Origin of the sequence: Aeromicrobium sp. IC_218 (assembly GCF_004336805.1) — a bacterium.
GTDB lineage: Bacteria > Actinomycetota > Actinomycetes > Propionibacteriales > Nocardioidaceae > Aeromicrobium.
The window spans coordinates 40,692-58,583 of sequence record NZ_SJXM01000002.1 but is presented as its reverse complement, the minus strand read 5'-3'; the positions used below and the strand labels follow the sequence as shown (position 1 = coordinate 58,583).

Below are 17,892 nucleotides of genomic sequence, written 5' to 3'. Positions count from 1 at the left end.
CGGCCGCGTCCGTGTGACCGTGGCGCGCATGCTGAGGCTCGGTGCGGTGGTGCTGAACGTGTCGGACGTGGGACGCGCGGCCGCGTTCTGGACGCAGGCCCTGGGCCATGTCCCGCTCCCGGAGGACGGAGCGTTCCTCGTGCCGTCGGCGCCGCAGGAGGCCCGGTTGCACCTGGACGAGGACGACCGGACGCACCTGGACCTGTGGGTCGACTCCGCCGAGGAGCAGCAGGCCGAGGTGGAGCGTCTCGTCGGGCTCGGAGCCCGCCGGGTCGCGTGGGACTACCCGGACGATGCCGACTTCGTGGTGCTCGCCGACCCGGTCGGCACGGTGTTCTGCGTCGTCGACACGAGCAGGTAGCGCCTCAGCCCAGGAAGGTCCGCACCGTCTCGAGGGTGTCGGCCTCGGCCGACGTCTTGTCGTCGCGGTAGCGGACGACGCGGGCGAAGCGCAGCGCGAGGCCGCCGGGATAGCGGGTCGAGCGCTGGACTCCGTCGAAGGCGATCTCGACGACCTGCTCGGGCCGCACGGTCACCGTGTAGCCGTCGTCGTCGGTGGCCAGCTCGCGGAAGCGCTCGGTCTGCCAGGCCAGGGTCTCGTCAGTCATGCCCTTGAACGTCTTGCCGAGCATGACGAACCCGTCGCCGTCCCGAGCGCCCAGGTGGATGTTGGAGAGCAGCCCGCTGCGGCGTCCGCTGCCCCGCTCGACGCCCAGCACCACGAGGTCGAGCGTGTGCACGGGCTTGACCTTCACCCAGCCCGACCCACGACGTCCGGCCTCGTACGGCGCCTCCGGGTCCTTCACCACGACGCCCTCGTGGCCGGCGGCGACCAGCGTGCGGAAGAACGCCTCGGCCTCCGCGGGGTCGCTCGTCACCACTCGGGGCACCTGGGCGGACGCCGGCAGGGTGGCGCGCAGCCGGTCGAGCCGCTCGGCCAACGGACGGTCGAGCAGGTCCTCGCCGTCCAGGTGCAGGACGTCGAAGACGTACGTGGTCAGTGGCGTGCGCGTGCGCAGCGTCTCGAGGTCCGTACGGCTGGCGGTGCGGGCGCCGGTCTCCTGGAACGGCCGCGGGCTGCCGTCGTCGCGCAGGGCGATCGCCTCGCCGTCGAGCACGGCAGTGGTGACGTCGAGCGCCGCGACGGTCTCGACCACCTCGGGCACCCGCTCGGTCACGTCGTCGAGGCTGCGCGTGTAGACCCGGACCTCGTCGCCGACGCGGTGCACCTGCACCCGGATGCCGTCGAGCTTGGCGTCGACGACGACGTCGCGGCCCTCGGGCACGGCCTTGGCCACCGCGGCGGGGACGTCGGTGGCGCTCGCCGCGAGCATCGGCAGCACCGGACGTCCGGGCTCGAGGGCGAACGCCTCCAGCGCGTCCGTGCCACCGGTCAGGGCCGCGTGGGCGACGGACGTCAGCCCGCCGCCGAGCATGGCGGCACGCCGGACGAGGGAGGCCGGCACGTCGGCGGCTTCCGCGACGGCGTCCAGCACCAGGCTGTCGAGCGCGCCCTGGCGGAGCTCGCCGGTCAGCAGGCCGACCAGCCAGGTCTGCTCCTCCGGCGTGGCCCGGGCGAAGAGGTCGTCGACCAGGGCGCGGCGGCGGTCGCGCGAGCCGCTGCCCGCGACGGCGGCGAGCTCGTCGAGCCGGGTGACCACGTCGTCGACGGTGAGGGTGGGCTCGAGCGCCGGGTCGGGCAGCGAGGTGAGGCCGCGCCAGCCGACACCGGTGCGCCGCTGCGTGGCGCTGCCGGCCAGGTAGGACGCCACGGTGGCGACGTCGTCCTCGGACGCCTCGGCGAGCACGGCGGCCAGCAGCGTCCGCTTGGCGACCCGTGAGCGCGTGGCCGCCACGGCGGCGGAGGTCTGGACCAGTCGGGCGAGCAGCACGCACCCATCGTGGCGTGCTGCGGGTCCGCGGCAACCCGGGCGCGCGACGGCTCCGCGCGCCGTACTGTCTGGCCATGGACCTGCCTGTCATGCCGCCCGTCCGTCCGATGCTCGCCAAGTCGGTCAAGGGAGTCCCCGCCGCCGACTCGGTCGAGGGCGGTCTGCTCTACGAGCCCAAGTGGGACGGCTTCCGCTGCCTCGTCTTCCGCGACGGCGACGAGGTGGAGCTGATGAGCCGCTCGACCAAGCCGCTCACGCGGTACTTCCCGGACGTGGTCGAGGCGGTCAAGGCCGAGCTGCCCGAGCGCTGCGTCGTCGACGGGGAGATCGTGACGATCGTGGGGGACCGGCTCGACTTCGACACGCTGAGCCAGCGCATCCACCCGGCCGCCTCGCGCGTGACGATGCTGGCCGAGCAGACGCCCGCCTCGCTGGTCGTCTTCGACCTGCTCGCGCTGGGCGACGAGGCCCTGGACGCGGCCCCGTTCTCCCAGCGGCGCGCCCGTCTCGAGGAGGCGCTCGCCGACGTCCGTCCGCCGGTGCACCTGACCCGCACGACCACGGACGCCGCGGTGGCCGAGGACTGGTTCGGCCACTTCGAGGGGGCCGGCCTGGACGGCGTCGTGGCGAAGCCGCTGGGCCGCGGCTACGAGCAGAACGGCCGGGTCATGCTCAAGATCAAGCACGCCCGGACGGCGGACGTGGTGCTGGCCGGCTACCGGCTGCACAAGACGTCCACCGAGGAGCGCCCGCTGCTGGGCTCGATGCTGCTGGGCCTGTACGACGACGAGGGCACGCTGCAGCACGTCGGCGTCTGCGGCTCGTTCACCGAGGCCCGCCGGGCCGAGCTGTACGACGAGCTGCAGGAGCTGCGCATCGGGCTGGACGAGCACCCGTGGGCGCGTTGGCAGTCGGCGGAGGCGCAGGCGTCCGGGCGGCTGCCCGGCGGGCAGAGTCGTTGGAGCGGCGGCAAGGACCTCTCGTTCGTCCCGCTGGCCCCCACGCGTGTGCTGGAGGTGGGCTACGAGCACATGGAGGGCGACCGATTCCGCCACCTGGCCCAGTTCAAGCGGTGGCGTCTGGACCGCGAACCGACCTCGTGCACGTACGAGCAGCTCGAGGAGGTCGTCTCGTACGACCTTGCGGACGTGCTGTCGGGAGCGTGACCGCGTCAGGCGGGTTCGAGGGCGCGGGGTCGGTGCTTGACGTGGCGGGCGTGGCGCAGGGGTCGCCGCTGCGGGTCGATCCGGGGTGGTGGGATGACCTCGACGACTTGATCCGCCGCGAGTCGCGCGCTCCAGTCGGAGTCGTGGAGCAGGTGGTGGTGGAAGAAGCAGAACAGGGCGCCGTTGTCGACCGATGTTTCTCCACCCTCTGACCACGGGACGAGGTGGTGGGCTTCGCACCAGCCGGGTGGGCGGTCGCAGCCCTTCCAGGAGCATCCGCCGTCTCGCTTGGCCAGAGCGATGCGCTGGGACCTGTCGTGGAGACGCTTGGCCCGGCCGACGTCCATCGGCTGGCTCGCGCCGCCGAGAACCACGGGGATCAGACTCGCGTTGCAGGCCAGGCGCCGGGCTTGGGAGGCGGAGATCCCGGTGTCGGTGGAGAGCATCGCCCGGCCGAGGTCGCGGATGAGGTCGTCGTGCTTCATCGAGATGGTCACCGTGGCCGCAACACCGCCGGCCTGCGGGAACGCGTCCTGCGGCAGGTGCTCGACCAGCTCACACAGCGCGAGGCCCATCCGGCGGGCGTGGTCGAGCCGGCCGATCTCGGTGCCGGAGTGGTCGCCGTCGGCGTCGCGGAAGAGGGCACCGTCGCGCCGGGGTGAGGCGAGTCCTTCGAGGACGGTCTTGAGCATGTCGGCCTGCACGTCCGGGAGGACGCCCCGGACCGACGAACGTCCCTTGCCCATGCGGGTGATGGAGAGGTGGGTGTCGTCCCAGGCTTGCTTCTCCTGCGCCTCGAGCTGGGCGCCGATGATCTCGTCGGCCGAGTCGGGGTCGACGACCTCCACGATCCGGTTCGCCAGGCGTCGCGGGTCGTCGGCCCCGAACTCGGACGCGTGCTCGAGCAGGGTGGCTTCGGCGTCGTCGTGCTGCTCGTCCACGAACCACTCCGGCAGAGCATCGAGAGCCTTCAGGATGATCGAGGCCTGCTCGGTCGTGAGCCGTCCGGTGCTCCACCGCTCCTGCGTGATGCGTCCACGGGTCGGATCGAGACGAGTCAACGAGACCAGCTTCGACGCCTCGCGCTTGGAGACGTTCGTGGTGCTGGCCAACCACACCGTCGGCGACGTGCAGCCGTCCTCACGCGGTAGACCACGGTCCGCCGCTGCCGCCGTGAGTCGGACAGTCAGCGCTTGGAGCGCGGACGCAGCCTGAGCGGCAGCCTGCAGCTCAGCCCGGATCTCACGGTCCGTCAGCGTCCATGGCTCGAGCGCGCTGGACTCCGCCAGCAGTGCCTGAACCTGGTCGCTGATCATCCGAAACCCCCGTGTCGAACGTTTGTTCTATCCTACCTCGCGGTGGTGACAGGAACAACGCGGAATCCACTGCAATCGCAGATGTTTTCGACGCTTCGACAGGCTCCCTTTCGACAAGCTCAAGGAGCGGGCTCGAGCGAGCCGACAGACTCACCGCGTCACCCACCCAACCGCCTCGTCATCAGCCCCTCGGGCGAGCACGCACCCAAGGCTCCTTTCGACAAGCTCAAGGAGCGGGGTCAAGCGAGCCGACAAGCCGAGGCGTCACGCTCCCGAGCGCCTCGTCGTCAGCCCCTCGGCTGCCCACGCACCGAGGCTCCTTACGACAAGCTCCAGGAGCGGGATCACTCGGCCCTCGGGCCGGAGGAGGACCTACGAGTCCTCGCCGAGGCGGCGGAGCTGCTCGAGCAGCACCTGCGTGGACGCGGCCTCGGCCCGGTCGCGGACGTCCGAGACGAGGTCGCGGGGCAGGTCGTTCATCGAGCGGACCTCGGCGTGGAGCATCTCCATCGTCGAGTCCAGGGTGGCGGCGGTCTCGGCCGCCTCCTTGAGGCCGCCGAGCAGGTTCTCGGGCACCGCGTCGCGGTACTTGTAGTAGATCTTGTGCTCGAGGCTGGCCCAGAAGTCCATCGCGATGGTGCGCAGCTGCACCTCGACGGTCACCGGCACGACGCCGTCGGACAGGAACACCGGCACCTGGACGAGCACGTGCAGGCTGCGGTAGCCGTTCGGCTTGGGCTCGGCGATGTAGTCGCGGACGTCCACGATCTGCACGTCGTCCTGGGACGTCAGCATGTCGAACACGTGGTAGACGTCCGACACGAAGCTGCAGGTGACACGGACGCCGGCGATGTCGGTGATGTGCTCGCGGAACGCCTCGAAGGTGATCGGGCAGCTCTTGCGCTGCGCCTTCTCGAGCAGGCTCTCGGGCGACTTGAGCCGCGAGGCCAGGTGCTCGATCGGGTTGTAGTCGTGCAGGTGGGCGAACTCGTCGCGCAGGATGTTCAGCTTGGTGACGACCTGCTCCATGCCGAACTTGTAGCGCATCATGAACCGGGTGAACTCCTGGCGCATCTCGCGCAGGTGCTCGGCGTCGACCCCGTCGCCCAGGGAGCGGTCCAGCACCTCGGCCGGGAGCTCGAGGTTGGGGTCGATCGACGCATCGGATGCCACACGGACACCGTACGTGACGGCCGGGGACGTGGCCTGGCCCACGTCCGGCGACCGGGCGGACGGCCGGCGAGCCGGACGGCCCGGCCCCGATACGCTGCTCGACGTGCAGGTGATCACCACGCTGGAGTCCTACGCCGACGAGCGAGGCAACCGCATCGAGTACGACGGTGAGCCCTTCCCCGTGAAGGTCACCTTCCACGGCAGCGACAACGTCCTGACGGTCGCGACCAAGGTCAGGACGCCGGACCTCATCGTCCAGTTCGACGGCGACGGGGGACGCGTCAGGATCGGGCCGAGCCGGGGCGTCACCCTGCGGGCGGGCATCCGGGTGGGCGGCGGCTCGCAGGTGAAGATCGGCCCCCGCGTGTCCTCGACGTCCAAGGCGAACATCAGCGCAGTCGAGGGCGCCACGGTCGTCATCGGCCAGGACGTCATGATGGCCAGCGACGTGCAGATCCGCAGCGACGACGGGCACGCCATCTACGACGTCCGCAGCGGCCGGCGCGTGAACACCGCCCGCGACATCCGCGTCGGCGCCCACGTGTGGCTCGGCCTGCAGTCGGTGCTGCTCGGCGGTGCGCGCATCGGCGACGGCAGCGTCGTCGGCCTCCGCGCGGTCGTCACCGGGCGCGTGCCCAACAACGTGGTCGTGGTCGGCGCGCCCGCCCGGGTGGTCCGCCGCGACGTCGCGTGGGAGCGACCCCACCTGTCGATGGACCCGCGCGACAAGTCCGCGTGGCCCGAGGAGCTGCGCACCCCGTACTGGGCGCTCACCGAGGAGACGCCGGCGAGGCCGTCCCTGGCGCGGCGGGTGGCCCGTCGTCTGCGTCGCGGCTGACCGGGCGCGCAAAAGCCCCCGGCGGTGCGTGACGCGCCGGGGGCCTTCTGCTGAGTGTTGCCGTCGTGCTTGCCTCCAGGATAGGCCCGTCGGAGCGGGTCCGCACCTCGAGAACGCCTGCGATCCCGGGCTCGGCGGGCCTACGGTGGGCCCATGATCGGACGACTGGCGTGGGTCACCGCACGCGAGGCCCGCGGCCAGGACGAGGACGAGGCGGTGGCGCTCGCGGCGCTCGCCCGCACCGGGGTGGACGTGGACGTCGTCGACTGGGACGACCCGGCGGTCGACTGGGCCGGCTACGACCGCGTGGTGCTGCGCTCGCCGTGGGACTACCCGGCCCGCCTGGCGGACTTCCTGGCCTGGCTGGACGCGACCGCGGCGCTGACCGAGGTGGTCAACGAGCCCCGCACCGTGCGCTGGAGCATCGACAAGCGGTACCTGGCCGAGCTCGACGAGGCCGGGGTGCCGATCACCGACACCGTGTTCGTCGCGCCGGGGGAGTCCGTCGACCTCCCCGCCGGTGACTTCGTCGTCAAGCCCGCCGTCGGCGCCGGCAGCAAGGACGCCGCGTCGTACGGGCCGGACCAGCACGCCGTGGCCCGCGAGCACGTCGAACGCCTGCACGCCGCCGGGCAGGTCGTGCTCGTCCAGCCGTACGTGGCGTCCGTGGCGACGGACGGGGAGTGGGCCCTGGTCTACCTCGGCGGCCGCTACAGCCACGCCGCCAGCAAGCGGGTGGCGCTCCCGCGGGCGGGCGTCGTCGAGACGTTGTTCGCGGAGGAGACCAACGCGCCGCACGAGGCCACGGCCGAGCAGCGCGCTGCTGCTGACGCAGCCATGGCTCACGTCGAGGAGCGGCTCGGCACGCCGGCGTACGCGCGCATCGACCTCGTCCGGCACGACGACGGCGGCCACCGCGTGCTGGAGGTGGAGCTCGTCGAGCCGTCGCTCTTCCTGCCCTACGCGGACGCGTCCGCGGCCGACCGGCTCGCCGAGGTGCTGACCACCTAGCCTGCCCGCGCCGTCGTTCGAACGGATGTTCTATCGTTCGTCCGTGGGAGCGAATCCGGGTCGGCGGGACGCGTGGCCGCGGCCGCGGCGCGCCCGCTTCGTCTGGGTCCGCGCGGTCGGCAAGCAGCACCCGAGGCCGGGGCTGGTGATCGCCTGGCGCCGTCACGGCACGTCCTGGGAGGCGCTCGTCACCTATCTCGACGACAGCAAGCGCGACCCCCAGCTCGTGCAGCGCTGGGTCGACGCGCGCCAGATGTCGCCGGTCTGGGCCGACCCCAACGAGACCGGCTGGTGACGTGCGTCGCAGGGACGCGCAGCCAGGGCGATCGTTGCGAACATCACCGGATGATTCGACTGAGGTCCGGACGCCGGACGCCGATCAGACGCGCGTGCCCCACCTGGATGCGACGTCGATGCGCCTGGAGCTCGGCGTCGTCCTCGTGACCACGCTCGTGCTCTTCTACGGCGTCACCTACCGTTCCACCCGCTCGCGCTACGTCGGCCTGTGGTGCCTGGCGCTGCTGGCCATCGCGGCCGGCACGATCGCCTACCTGGGCGACGGCACCGCGGTGCAGTGGTGGGCCAACCCGCTCGGCAGCGCGCTGTACGCCCTGGGCGCCTGGCTCATCTGGCGCGCGGCCCGCACGCTCGACGGACGCCCGCGCTGGCCCCGCTGGGTCGTCCTCGTCGTCCCGGCGATGGTGCTGCTCTCGGCGCTGGCCGACTCGCCGGCGACGAACTCCTGGGCCGGCGCGTGGGCGCTCTTCCCCGCCGTCAGCGTGCTCATCGCCCTCGCGTCGTGGGTCATGTGGACGACGCGTCGCACCCACGCCGGCACGCTGCGCCGTGCGACCTCCGCGACGGGGTACGTCGTGTCGGTCTACTACCTCGGCCGGTTCGTCACCTTCATGGCCTTCGGCCCCGACAGCGTGTGGTTCATCGACCTGTTCGGCACGTCCATGACGACGATCGTCATGACCTTCCTGCTCGTCGGCGCGACCTTCAGCATGACCGCGCTGAGCTACGAGCAGCAGACGGCCGACCTGCGCCGGCGCGCGGCGTCGGACGGGCTCACCGGACTGCTCAACCGGCGCACCTTCCTGGAGCGGGCCGAGCTGCTCCGCCGGGACGCCGAGCGCCGGGACGTCCCGTGCGTGCTGGCCATGGCCGACCTCGACCACTTCAAGCAGGTCAACGACACCTACGGCCACGAGGCGGGGGACCGCGTGCTCATCGGGTTCGCCGAGGCCTGCCGGGCGACGGTGCGCTCCATGGACCTGGTGGGTCGCTTCGGCGGCGAGGAGTTCGTGCTCATGCTCGCCGGCGCCACGCCGGAGGACGCGAGCCGGGTGTGCGAGGAGATCGGTCACCGCTTGCGCATCGTGCAGGAGTCGGCCGGGATGCCCTCGGCGACCATCAGCTTCGGCCTGGTCGAGGTGCCCCAGGACGTCCCGTTCGCCCAGCTGCTCGTCGAGGCCGACCAGGCCCTGTACCGGGCCAAGGCCGAGGGACGCGACCGTGTGGTCGTCGGGCGACGAGGCCGGGAATGAGCGGGCTCGACGCGTTCTCGATGCGCCTGGAGATGGGCGTCGTGCTCCTCTCGGCCCTGGTCCTGTGCGTGGGTGCCAGCTACCGCTCCACCCGGGCACGCTACGTCGGCCTGTGGTGCGTGGCGCTCGTGGTGCTCGCCGTCGCCTCGGTGCTGTCGCTCGGTGGCGAGACCGCCGTCCAGGGCTGGACGCTCCCCGCGGCGAGCGCGCTCATGGTGCTGGGAGCCACGGTCGTGTGGCGGGCCGCCCGAAGCCTGGACGGCGGGTCGCTGCCGACCGCCGTGCACCTCGTCCTGCCCGGCCTCGTCCTGGGCGTCTGCCTGGCCGGGGACCCGGCCGACGACGTGTGGACCGGCGCCTGGGCGCTGTACGCCGGCGTGGCGACCGGCTTCGGTGGCGCCGCGCGAGCCATGTGGTCGTCGCTGCCGACCCAGGCCGGACGGATGCGGCGGGCGACCGCCTGGTGCGGCGTCGTGGTCGCGGGCTACTACTCCGCCCGCCTGGTCGCCCTGCTGACGATCGGCCCGGACAGCGGTCTGTTCCTGGACGTGTTCGGGTTCCAGACGACGACGGTCGTCCTGTCGGTGCTCCTGGTCGGGGCGACGTTCAGCATGTCGGCGCTCACCTACGAGCAGGAGCGCAACGACCTGCGGGTGCAGGCCACCACCGACCCCCTCACGGGTCTGCTGAACCGCACCGCGTTCGTCGAGAACGCCCGCTCGCTCAAGCGCGACACCCACCGGCGGGGCGTGCGCTGCGCGCTCGTGCTCGCCGACCTCGACCGGTTCAAGGACGTCAACGACCACTTCGGTCACGACGTCGGCGACCGGGTGCTGGTGGCGTTCGCCGACGCGTGCCGGGCGCGGGTGCGGGCCCTGGACGTCGTCGGCCGCTACGGCGGCGAGGAGTTCGGCCTGCTGCTCGCCGGGGCCGATCCCGACGGGGCTCGGCGCGTCCTGGAGTCGGTGCAGTCCGGTCTCGACGCGCTGTGCGTCGAGCGTGGGCTCCCGCCGGTGACGGCGAGCTTCGGCGTCGTCGAGGTGGTGAACGGCGCCGCCTGGGCGGACGTGATCGGCCGGGCGGACGCCGCGCTGTACGCGGCCAAGGCGGCCGGCCGCGCGACCACCGTCGTCGCGGCCTGACCTACTCCTTGCGCTCGCGCGAGGGCTGGACGCGCTTCGGCTCGCCGGGCATCTTCGGGTAGTCCGGGGGATAGGGCAGGTCGCCGTGGCCCTGCTCCTCGTCGCGGGCGTGCCACTCGAGCATCGTGTCGAGCGAGTGCGCGACGTCGTCGATCTCGGCGTGCGCGTCGCCCAGCTCGTCCAGGCGCTGCGGCACGGTGTGCAGGTTGAGCGTGCGCGGGTCGTCGAGCCCGTCGAGCTCGTCCCAGGTCAGGGGAGTGGAGACCGGGGCGCCCGGCTTGGCGCGCAGGCTGTAGGCGCTGGCGATCGTGCGGTCGCGGGCGTTCTGGTTGTAGTCGACGAAGATCGACCCCTCCGGCCGCTCCTCCTTCCACCAGCTCACCGTGACGCCGTCGGTGCGCCGGCCGAGCTCGCGGCCGAAGGCGATCGCGGCGTGACGCAGCTCGGTGAACGACCAGCGCGGCTCGATGCGCACGTAGACGTGCACGCCGCGGTTGCCGCTGGTCTTGGGGAAGCCGCGGATGCCGATCTCCTCCAGCAGCGCCCGCGCCGTGCGGGCCACACGGCGGGCGTCGGCGAACGTGGCGCCCGGCTGCGGGTCGAGGTCGATGCGCAGCTCGTCGGGGTGCTCGACGTCCGTGCGACGCACCGGCCAGGGGTGGAAGGTGAGCGTGCCCATGTGCGCGGCCCAGGCCACGACGGCCACCTCGGTCGGGCAGATCTCGTCGGCGTGGCGCCCGGACGGGAACTGGATGCGCGCCGACTCCAGGTACTCGGGAGCGCCCTGAGGGACGCGCTTCTGGTAGAACGCGTCGCCGTGACCGTCGGCCCGCGTCGCCATCACCATGTCCTCGCGGAAGCCCTTGGGCCAGCGCTCCAGCGTGGTCGGACGCTCGCGCAGCGCGCGCATGATGCCGTCCTCGACCGCCACGTAGTACTCGGCCACCATCAGCTTGGTGACCTCCGCCGACCACGGGGTGGCCTCGTAGATGACCCGCTCGGGGCTGGAGATCCGCACGGTGCGCCCGCCGGCCTCGATCTCGGTCGCGCTGCTCGCCATGGCGTCACCCTAGGGGCGTACGGGGCCGCCGGCCCGGTGGGCGGACGGCCCCGGCGGCGGCGTGACCCGGGCCACTGAGGGTGACCTTCGTTGAACGGGGGGAATCATTAACGTCACACTGCTGTTGTGAAAAGCATGCGCACTGTCGAGAAGTCGTCGTCCGACGACGCCCCGACGCGTTCGCGTGTGGCCCAGAGCATCCTCGAGCACGGGCCCTCCACCGCGGTCGCGCTGGCCGAGCGTCTGTCGCTGACGCCTGCCGCCGTGCGGCGTCACCTCGACCAGCTGGTCGCCGAGGGGCACGTCGCGGCGTCCGAGCAGCGGCTCAACGCCCCGCGCGGTCGTGGTCGTCCGGCCAAGGTGTTCGCCCTGACCGACGCCGGCCGTGACCAGTTCGAGCACGCCTACGATGACCTCGCCGCCGAGGCGCTGCGCTTCCTGCGCCGCACCGGTGGCGACGCCGCCGTCGACGCGTTCGCGCGGCACCGGCTGGCCGAGCTCGAGGACGGCCTGCGCACCGCGGTCGAGGCCGCCGAGCCCGACGAGCGCGCCCGCGTGCTCGCCGAGGCGCTCAGCGGCGACGGCTTCGCGGCGTCGGTCATCTCGACCGACCGCGGCGAGCAGATGTGCCAGCACCACTGCCCGGTCGCGCACGTCGCGGGGGAGTTCCCCGAGCTGTGCGAGGCCGAGGCCGAGATGTTCTCCCGGGTGCTCGGCACCCATGTCCAGAGGCTGGCGACGATCGCCCACGGCGACGGCGTCTGCACCACGTTCCTTCCCCGAACCACCGTCCAGGCAGAGAGGCGCCACGCATGACCATCTCGCAGGAGACCAACTCGATCGAGGAGCTCAACCCCGGGCTCAAGGACGTCGGCCGCTACGAGTTCGGCTGGGCCGACGCGGACGTCGCCGGCGCGAACGTGCAGCGCGGGCTCAACGAGGACGTCGTGCGCAACATCTCCGGGCTCAAGGACGAGCCGCAGTGGATGCTCGACCTGCGCCTGAAGGGCCTCAAGCTCTTCGGCCGCAAGCCGATGCCCGCGTGGGGCGCCGACCTCGACGGCATCGACTTCGACAACATCAAGTACTTCGTGCGGTCCACCGAGAAGCAGGCCGCCACGTGGGACGACCTGCCCGAGGACATCAAGAACACCTACGACAAGCTGGGCATCCCCGAGGCCGAGAAGCAGCGTCTCGTGTCCGGCGTCGCGGCCCAGTACGAGTCCGAGGTCGTCTACCACTCCATCCGCGAGGACCTCGAGGCCCAGGGCGTGCTGTTCCTGGACACCGACACCGCGCTCAAGGAGCACCCGGAGATCTTCCAGGAGTACTTCGGCACGGTCATCCCGGTCGGCGACAACAAGTTCGCCGCGCTGAACACGGCCGTGTGGTCCGGCGGCTCGTTCATCTACGTGCCCAAGGGCGTCCACGTCGACATCCCGCTGCAGGCCTACTTCCGCATCAACACCGAGAACATGGGCCAGTTCGAGCGGACGCTGATCATCGCCGACGAGGACTCCTACGTCCACTACGTCGAGGGCTGCACCGCCCCGATCTACTCCTCGGACTCGCTGCACTCCGCGGTCGTCGAGATCATCGTGAAGAAGGGCGCCCGCGTCCGCTACACGACGATCCAGAACTGGTCGAACAACGTGTACAACCTGGTCACCAAGCGCGCCGTCTGCGAGGAGGGCGCGACGATGGAGTGGGTCGACGGCAACATCGGCTCCAAGGTCACCATGAAGTACCCGGCCGTCTACCTCATGGGCGAGCACGCCAAGGGCGAGACGCTGTCGATCGCCTTCGCCGGCGAGGGCCAGCACCAGGACGCCGGCGCCAAGATGGTGCACGCCGCCCCCAACACGTCCAGCTCGATCCTGAGCAAGTCGGTCGCCCGTGGCGGCGGACGCACGTCCTACCGCGGCCTGCTGCAGGTGCTCGAGGGCGCCGAGGGCTCGGCCAGCACGGTCAAGTGCGACGCGCTGCTCGTCGACCAGATCAGCCGCTCGGACACGTACCCGTACGTCGACGTCCGCGAGGACGACGTCACGCTCGGCCACGAGGCCACGGTCTCCAAGGTCAGCGACGACCAGCTCTTCTACTTCATGTCGCGCGGCATGGAGGAGGACGAGGCCATGGCGATGATCGTGCGCGGCTTCGTCGAGCCGATCGCCCGTGAGCTGCCGATGGAGTACGCCCTCGAGCTCAACCGCCTCATCGAGCTGCAGATGGAGGGCGCGGTCGGCTGACGCCGGTCCGTCCCCGTCCCGCCCCTTCACACAGGAAGACATCAGTGGAGAACCTCAGCAACGTCCTGGAGCTCGAGCCCGTCGAGTCCCACCTGCACCCGGAGGGGTCCTTCGACCTCGCCGACCACGCCGTGCCGAACGGCCTGGAGGAGATCTGGCGCTTCACGCCGCTCAAGCGGCTGCGTGACGTCCACGGCGAGGCGCCGCTCGACGCGGGCTCCCTCTCCGCCCAGGTCACCGGCCCCGACGCGGTGAAGGTCGAGGTCGTCCCGGCGGCCGAGTCGGCCCGTGGCGCGTCCGGCTACGTGCCGACCGACCGCGTGTCGGCCCGCGCGTGGGCCGCGGCGACGCAGGTGCGCGAGGTGACGGTCCCGGCCGACGCCATCGTCACCGAGCCGGTCACCATCGCGCTGACCGGCCAGGGGGTCGACGCCGCGGGCGCCGGCCACCTGCTGGTGCGCGCCGGCCGCTTCAGCAAGGCGATCGTCGTCGTCACCTACGAGGGCTCGGCCACCTGGACCGAGAACATCGAGGTCGTCCTCGAGGACGGCGCCGACCTGACGTTCGTGACGATCCAGGACTGGGCCGACGACGCCGTCCACGTCGCCACGCAGCACGCCCGCGTGGGCCGCGACGCGCACCTCAAGCACGTCGCGGTCTCGCTCGGCGGCGACGTCGTGCGCGCCAGCACCTCGGCCGACTACGCCGGCACCGGCGGCAGCGTCGACCTGCTCGGCCTGTACTTCGCCGACGCCGGCCAGCACATCGAGCACCGGCTGTTCGCCGACCACACGGCGCCCAAGACCCGCAGCAACGTCGAGTACAAGGGCGCGCTGCAGGGCGACGGGGCGCACACGGTCTGGATCGGCAACGTGCTCATCCGCAAGGTCGCCGAGGGCATCGAGACGTTCGAGCAGAACGACAACCTCGTGCTCACCGACGGCGCGAAGGCCGACTCGGTGCCGAACCTGGAGATCGAGACCGGCGACATCGCCGGCGCCGGCCACGCGTCCACCACGGGCCGCTTCGATGACCAGCACCTGTTCTACCTGATGAGCCGCGGCATCCCCGAGGACGACGCCCGTCGCCTCGTCGTGCACGGCTTCTTCAACGACGTCATCCGCCGCATCGGCGTGCCGGACCTGGAGAAGCGCCTCGTCGAGGCCGTCGAGCGCGAGCTCGCCGAGCACGTCGGGAGCATCGCGTGACGTTCGTCGAGGCCGCGAAGCTCGGCGACGTCGTCGAGGGCAGGGCCCTGGGCCTGGTCATCGACGAGGTCGACGTGGCGCTCGTGCGCGACGGCGAGAACGTCTACGCCATCTCCGACTGGTGCTCGCACGCGCAGGTGCCGCTGTCCGACGGTGACGTCGAGGGCTGCGAGATCGAGTGCTACCTGCACGGCTCGCGGTTCGACGTCCGCACCGGCGAGGCCCTCAACCTGCCCGCCACCGAACCCGTACCGACCTACCCCACGAAGATCGAGGGAGACACCGTCTGGGTGGATCTCTCCGCGAACAGGAGCTGAACGCACATGGCCACCCTTGAGATCAAGGACCTGCACGTCTCGGTCGAGACCGAGGACGGCGCGAAGGAGATCCTGCGCGGCGTCGACCTCACCGTCCGCTCGGGCGAGATCCACGCGATCATGGGCCCGAACGGCTCGGGCAAGTCGACCCTGGCGTACACGATCGCCGGTCACCCCAAGTACACCGTCACCCAGGGCGAGGTCCTGCTCGACGGCGAGAACATCCTCGAGATGAGCGTCGACGAGCGCGCCCGCGCGGGCCTGTTCCTGGCGATGCAGTACCCGGTCGAGATCCCGGGCGTCTCCGTGGCGAACTTCCTGCGCACGGCCAAGACCGCCATCGACGGCGAGTCGCCGAAGCTGCGCACCTGGGTCAAGGACGTCAACGAGGCGCTCGAGCGCATGGACCTGGACGCGTCGTTCTCCCAGCGCAGCGTCAACGAGGGCTTCTCCGGCGGCGAGAAGAAGCGCCACGAGATGGCCCAGCTCGACCTGCTCGACCCGAAGTTCGCGCTGCTCGACGAGACCGACTCCGGCCTGGACATCGACGCCCTGCGCGTCGTCTCCGACGGCGTCAACCGCTACCACGGGCGTGGCGACCGCGGCGTCCTGCTGATCACGCACTACACGCGCATCCTGCAGTACATCAAGCCCGACTACGTCCACGTCTTCGTCGCCGGCAAGGTCGCCGAGAGCGGCGGCCGCGAGCTGGCCGACCAGCTCGAGGCCAACGGCTACGACAAGTACGTGAAGGCTGCGGCGGCGACGCGATGACGACCGCCGAGGCGACCGGCTACGACGTCGAGCAGGTGCGCCGGGACTTCCCCGTCCTGGCGCGCCGGCTCGCCGGCGACCTGCCGCTGGTCTACCTCGACAGCGCGAACACCTCGCAGAAGCCGGCGAGCGTGATCGCCGCGATCGAGGAGCACTACCGGCTGCACAACGCCAACGTGGCCCGCGCCATGCACCAGATCGGCGCCGAGGCCACCGAGGCGTTCGAGGGCGCCCGCGACAAGGTCGCCGGGTTCATCGGTGCGCCGAGCCGCGACGAGGTCGTGTTCACCAAGAACGCGTCCGAGGCGCTCAACCTGGTGGCCCGCGTGCTCGGCGACGCCGGACGCGTGGGGGCCGGCGACGAGATCGTCATCACCCAGCTCGAGCACCACTCCAACATCGTCCCGTGGCAGCAGCTCTGCCAGCGCACGGGCGCGACGCTGCGCTGGTTCGGGCTCACGCCCGAGGGCCGGCTGGACCTGTCCGACATCGACAGCCTCATCACCGAGCGCACGAAGGTCGTCTCGGTCGCGTGGGTCTCGAACATGCTCGGCTCGGTCAGCCCGCTGGCCACCATCATCGCCAAGGCCCACGCGGTCGGCGCCCTCGTGGTCGTCGACGCGTCGCAGGCGGTGCCGCAGCTGCCGGTCGACGTCAGCACCCTCGGCGCCGACCTCGTCGCCTTCACCGGCCACAAGATGCTCGGCCCGACCGGCATCGGCGTGCTGTGGGGCCGCTACGAGCTGCTGGCCGAGCTGCCGCCGTTCATGGGCGGCGGCGAGATGATCGAGACGGTCACGATGGAGCGCACGACGTACGCCCCGCCGCCGGCCCGCTTCGAGGCCGGCACCCCGCCGATCGCTCAGGCCGTCGGCCTGGGTGCGGCGGTGGACTACCTCTCGGCGCTCGGCATGGAGAACGTCGCCGCGCACGAGCACGCGATCACGGCGTACGCGCTGGGTCGCCTCCAGGAGATCGACGGCCTGCGCATCGTCGGACCGTCCGAGGCGGTCGACCGTGGCGGAGCGATCAGCTTCGAGCTCGCGGGCGTCCACCCGCACGACGTGGCCCAGCTGCTCGACAGCCGGGGCATCGCGGTGCGCGCGGGCAACCACTGCGCGAAGCCGGCGCACGCCTGCTTCGGGGTGCAGTCGACGTCGCGGGCCTCGTTCTACCTGTACACGACCGAGCAGGAGGTCGACGCCCTCGTGGACGGCCTGCTGCACACCAAGAAGTACTTCGGAGCGTGAGCATGGACGTCGACGCGCTGTACCAGGAGATCATCCTGGACCACTACAAGAAGCCGCACGGCGCGGGCCTGCGGGAGGACTTCGACACCGAGGTCCACCACGTGAACCCGACCTGCGGCGACGAGATCACCCTGCGGGTGCACCTGGACGGCGACACCGTCGCCGACGTGTCGTACGCCGCGCAGGGCTGCTCGATCAGCCAGGCGTCCGCCTCGGTGCTCAACGACCTGGTCGTCGGGCACAGTGTCGAGGAGGGCATGACCGTGCTGGGCTCGTTCACCGAGCTCATGCAGGGCAAGGGCAAGGTCGAGCCCGACGAGGACGTTCTGGAGGACGGCGTCGCGTTCGCGGGCGTCGCCCAGTTCCCGGCCCGCGTGAAGTGCGCCCTCCTGGCCTGGATGGCCTGGAAGGACGCGGTCGCGCAGGCCGTCACCGAGAAGGAGGACGCATGACGACCGACCACACCGACCTGCCGGAGGTCGCCACGGCCCCCGCGGGCGCCACGACCGCCGACGACGTCACCGAGGCGATGAAGGACGTCGTCGACCCCGAGCTCGGCATCAACGTCGTCGACCTCGGCCTGGTCTACGGCGTCGACGTCGACGAGCACAGCAACGCGGTGCTCTCGATGACGCTGACGTCCGCGGCCTGCCCGCTGACCGACGTCATCGAGGACCAGACGCGCTCCGCGCTCGACGGCATCGTCAACGACTTCCGGATCGAGTGGGTCTGGATGCCGCCGTGGGGCCCGGACAAGATCACCGACGACGGCCGCGAGATGCTGCGCGCCCTCGGCTTCAACGTCTGAGCCACGCTCGACGACCTGCGACCTCCTCCGGCCCGGCCGGGGGAGGTCGCGTCGCGTGACTCGTCACACGGCGTCCGGGTCTCGGCCTCGTGGGGGTCGGGCCCGTAGACTGGCTCGGTGGACATCATCCGGCTGGAG

General features: G+C 71.4%; 19 protein-coding genes. 15 read left to right on the top strand and 4 right to left on the bottom strand.

Annotated elements, in window-relative coordinates:
* Positions 1-28: 28 nt before the first annotated feature.
* A complete protein-coding gene (locus E0W78_RS02390; protein ID WP_131402260.1) occupies positions 29-361 on the top strand; it encodes a VOC family protein in 333 nt (110 codons plus the stop codon).
* A 4-nt stretch (positions 362-365) separates the two neighbouring features.
* Here E0W78_RS02390 and E0W78_RS02385 read toward each other — a convergent pair whose 3' ends face one another.
* The gene (locus tag E0W78_RS02385) at positions 366-1,892 is read right to left on the bottom strand and encodes an ATP-dependent DNA ligase (RefSeq protein WP_131402259.1); all 1,527 of its coding nucleotides are present in this window, start codon (positions 1,890-1,892) and stop codon (positions 366-368) included.
* 74 nt (positions 1,893-1,966) lie between these two features.
* Here E0W78_RS02385 and E0W78_RS02380 point away from each other — a divergent pair, with 74 nt between their 5' ends.
* Positions 1,967-3,058 carry an ATP-dependent DNA ligase gene (locus tag E0W78_RS02380; RefSeq protein WP_131402258.1) on the top strand — a complete coding sequence of 364 codons (1,092 nt, stop codon included), beginning with the start codon at positions 1,967-1,969 and terminating at the stop codon, positions 3,056-3,058.
* A gap of 5 nt (positions 3,059-3,063) precedes the next feature.
* Here the strand turns inward: E0W78_RS02380 and E0W78_RS02375 are convergent, their stop codons facing one another.
* Together E0W78_RS02375 and E0W78_RS02370 are read right to left on the bottom strand one after the other, a co-directional pair.
* Positions 3,064-4,374 (bottom strand): HNH endonuclease signature motif containing protein, encoded by a 1,311-nt coding sequence (locus E0W78_RS02375; RefSeq protein WP_131402257.1) that lies wholly within the window; start codon positions 4,372-4,374, stop codon positions 3,064-3,066.
* Positions 4,375-4,746: 372 nt separating this feature from the next.
* Positions 4,747-5,547, bottom strand: coding sequence for a GTP pyrophosphokinase family protein (locus tag E0W78_RS02370; RefSeq protein ID WP_242686193.1), 801 nt, complete (start codon positions 5,545-5,547; stop codon positions 4,747-4,749).
* A 103-nt stretch (positions 5,548-5,650) separates the two neighbouring features.
* Between E0W78_RS02370 and E0W78_RS02365 the strand changes: the two genes are divergently transcribed.
* The 5 genes from E0W78_RS02365 to E0W78_RS02345 all read left to right on the top strand — a co-directional run bounded on the left by E0W78_RS02365 (position 5,651) and on the right by E0W78_RS02345 (position 10,088).
* Positions 5,651-6,385: an acyltransferase gene (locus E0W78_RS02365; RefSeq protein WP_131402256.1), complete on the top strand. Its 735-nt coding sequence runs from the start codon at positions 5,651-5,653 to the stop codon at positions 6,383-6,385.
* A gap of 153 nt (positions 6,386-6,538) precedes the next feature.
* Positions 6,539-7,396 carry a hypothetical protein gene (locus E0W78_RS02360; RefSeq protein ID WP_131402255.1) on the top strand — a complete coding sequence of 286 codons (858 nt, stop codon included), beginning with the start codon at positions 6,539-6,541 and terminating at the stop codon, positions 7,394-7,396.
* A gap of 43 nt (positions 7,397-7,439) precedes the next feature.
* A complete protein-coding gene (locus E0W78_RS02355; protein ID WP_131402254.1) occupies positions 7,440-7,691 on the top strand; it encodes a hypothetical protein in 252 nt (83 codons plus the stop codon).
* Positions 7,692-7,785: 94 nt separating this feature from the next.
* On the top strand, positions 7,786-8,946 hold the full coding sequence (locus E0W78_RS02350) for a GGDEF domain-containing protein (protein WP_131402253.1): 1,161 nt from the start codon (positions 7,786-7,788) through the stop codon (positions 8,944-8,946).
* Entirely contained in the window at positions 8,943-10,088 is a 1,146-nt protein-coding gene (locus E0W78_RS02345; protein WP_131402252.1) for a GGDEF domain-containing protein, read from the top strand. The genes E0W78_RS02350 and E0W78_RS02345 overlap by 4 nt, the downstream gene beginning before the upstream one ends.
* Before the next feature lies 1 nt (position 10,089).
* Here the strand turns inward: E0W78_RS02345 and E0W78_RS02340 are convergent, their stop codons facing one another.
* On the bottom strand, positions 10,090-11,148 hold the full coding sequence (locus tag E0W78_RS02340; protein ID WP_131402251.1) for a DNA primase small subunit domain-containing protein: 1,059 nt from the start codon (positions 11,146-11,148) through the stop codon (positions 10,090-10,092).
* A 135-nt stretch (positions 11,149-11,283) separates the two neighbouring features.
* On the opposite strand from E0W78_RS02340, the gene E0W78_RS02335 reads away from it, so the two are divergent.
* From E0W78_RS02335 to E0W78_RS02300, 8 genes are read left to right on the top strand one after another with little or no spacing between them, the layout of a single operon-like run.
* Positions 11,284-11,964: a metalloregulator ArsR/SmtB family transcription factor gene (locus E0W78_RS02335; protein ID WP_131402250.1), complete on the top strand. Its 681-nt coding sequence runs from the start codon at positions 11,284-11,286 to the stop codon at positions 11,962-11,964.
* Positions 11,961-13,397, top strand: coding sequence for a Fe-S cluster assembly protein SufB (sufB, locus tag E0W78_RS02330; protein WP_131402249.1), 1,437 nt, complete (start codon positions 11,961-11,963; stop codon positions 13,395-13,397). The genes E0W78_RS02335 and sufB overlap by 4 nt, the downstream gene beginning before the upstream one ends.
* 44 nt (positions 13,398-13,441) lie before the next feature.
* Positions 13,442-14,605, top strand: a complete 1,164-nt coding sequence (gene sufD, locus E0W78_RS02325; protein WP_242686192.1) for a Fe-S cluster assembly protein SufD — start codon at positions 13,442-13,444, stop codon at positions 14,603-14,605.
* A complete protein-coding gene (locus E0W78_RS02320) occupies positions 14,602-14,922 on the top strand; it encodes a non-heme iron oxygenase ferredoxin subunit (protein ID WP_131402247.1) in 321 nt (106 codons plus the stop codon). The genes sufD and E0W78_RS02320 overlap by 4 nt, the downstream gene beginning before the upstream one ends.
* A 6-nt stretch (positions 14,923-14,928) precedes the next feature.
* A complete protein-coding gene (gene sufC, locus E0W78_RS02315; RefSeq protein ID WP_131402246.1) occupies positions 14,929-15,696 on the top strand; it encodes a Fe-S cluster assembly ATPase SufC in 768 nt (255 codons plus the stop codon).
* Complete coding sequence (locus tag E0W78_RS02310; protein WP_131402245.1) at positions 15,693-16,946, top strand: cysteine desulfurase; 1,254 nt, start codon at positions 15,693-15,695, stop codon at positions 16,944-16,946. Before sufC ends, E0W78_RS02310 begins: the two co-directional genes overlap by 4 nt.
* Positions 16,947-16,948: 2 nt before the next feature.
* Entirely contained in the window at positions 16,949-17,398 is a 450-nt protein-coding gene (gene sufU / locus E0W78_RS02305) for a Fe-S cluster assembly sulfur transfer protein SufU (RefSeq protein WP_131402558.1), read from the top strand.
* On the top strand, positions 17,395-17,754 hold the full coding sequence (locus E0W78_RS02300) for a metal-sulfur cluster assembly factor (protein ID WP_131402244.1): 360 nt from the start codon (positions 17,395-17,397) through the stop codon (positions 17,752-17,754). The genes sufU and E0W78_RS02300 overlap by 4 nt, the downstream gene beginning before the upstream one ends.
* Positions 17,755-17,892 lie beyond the last annotated feature (138 nt).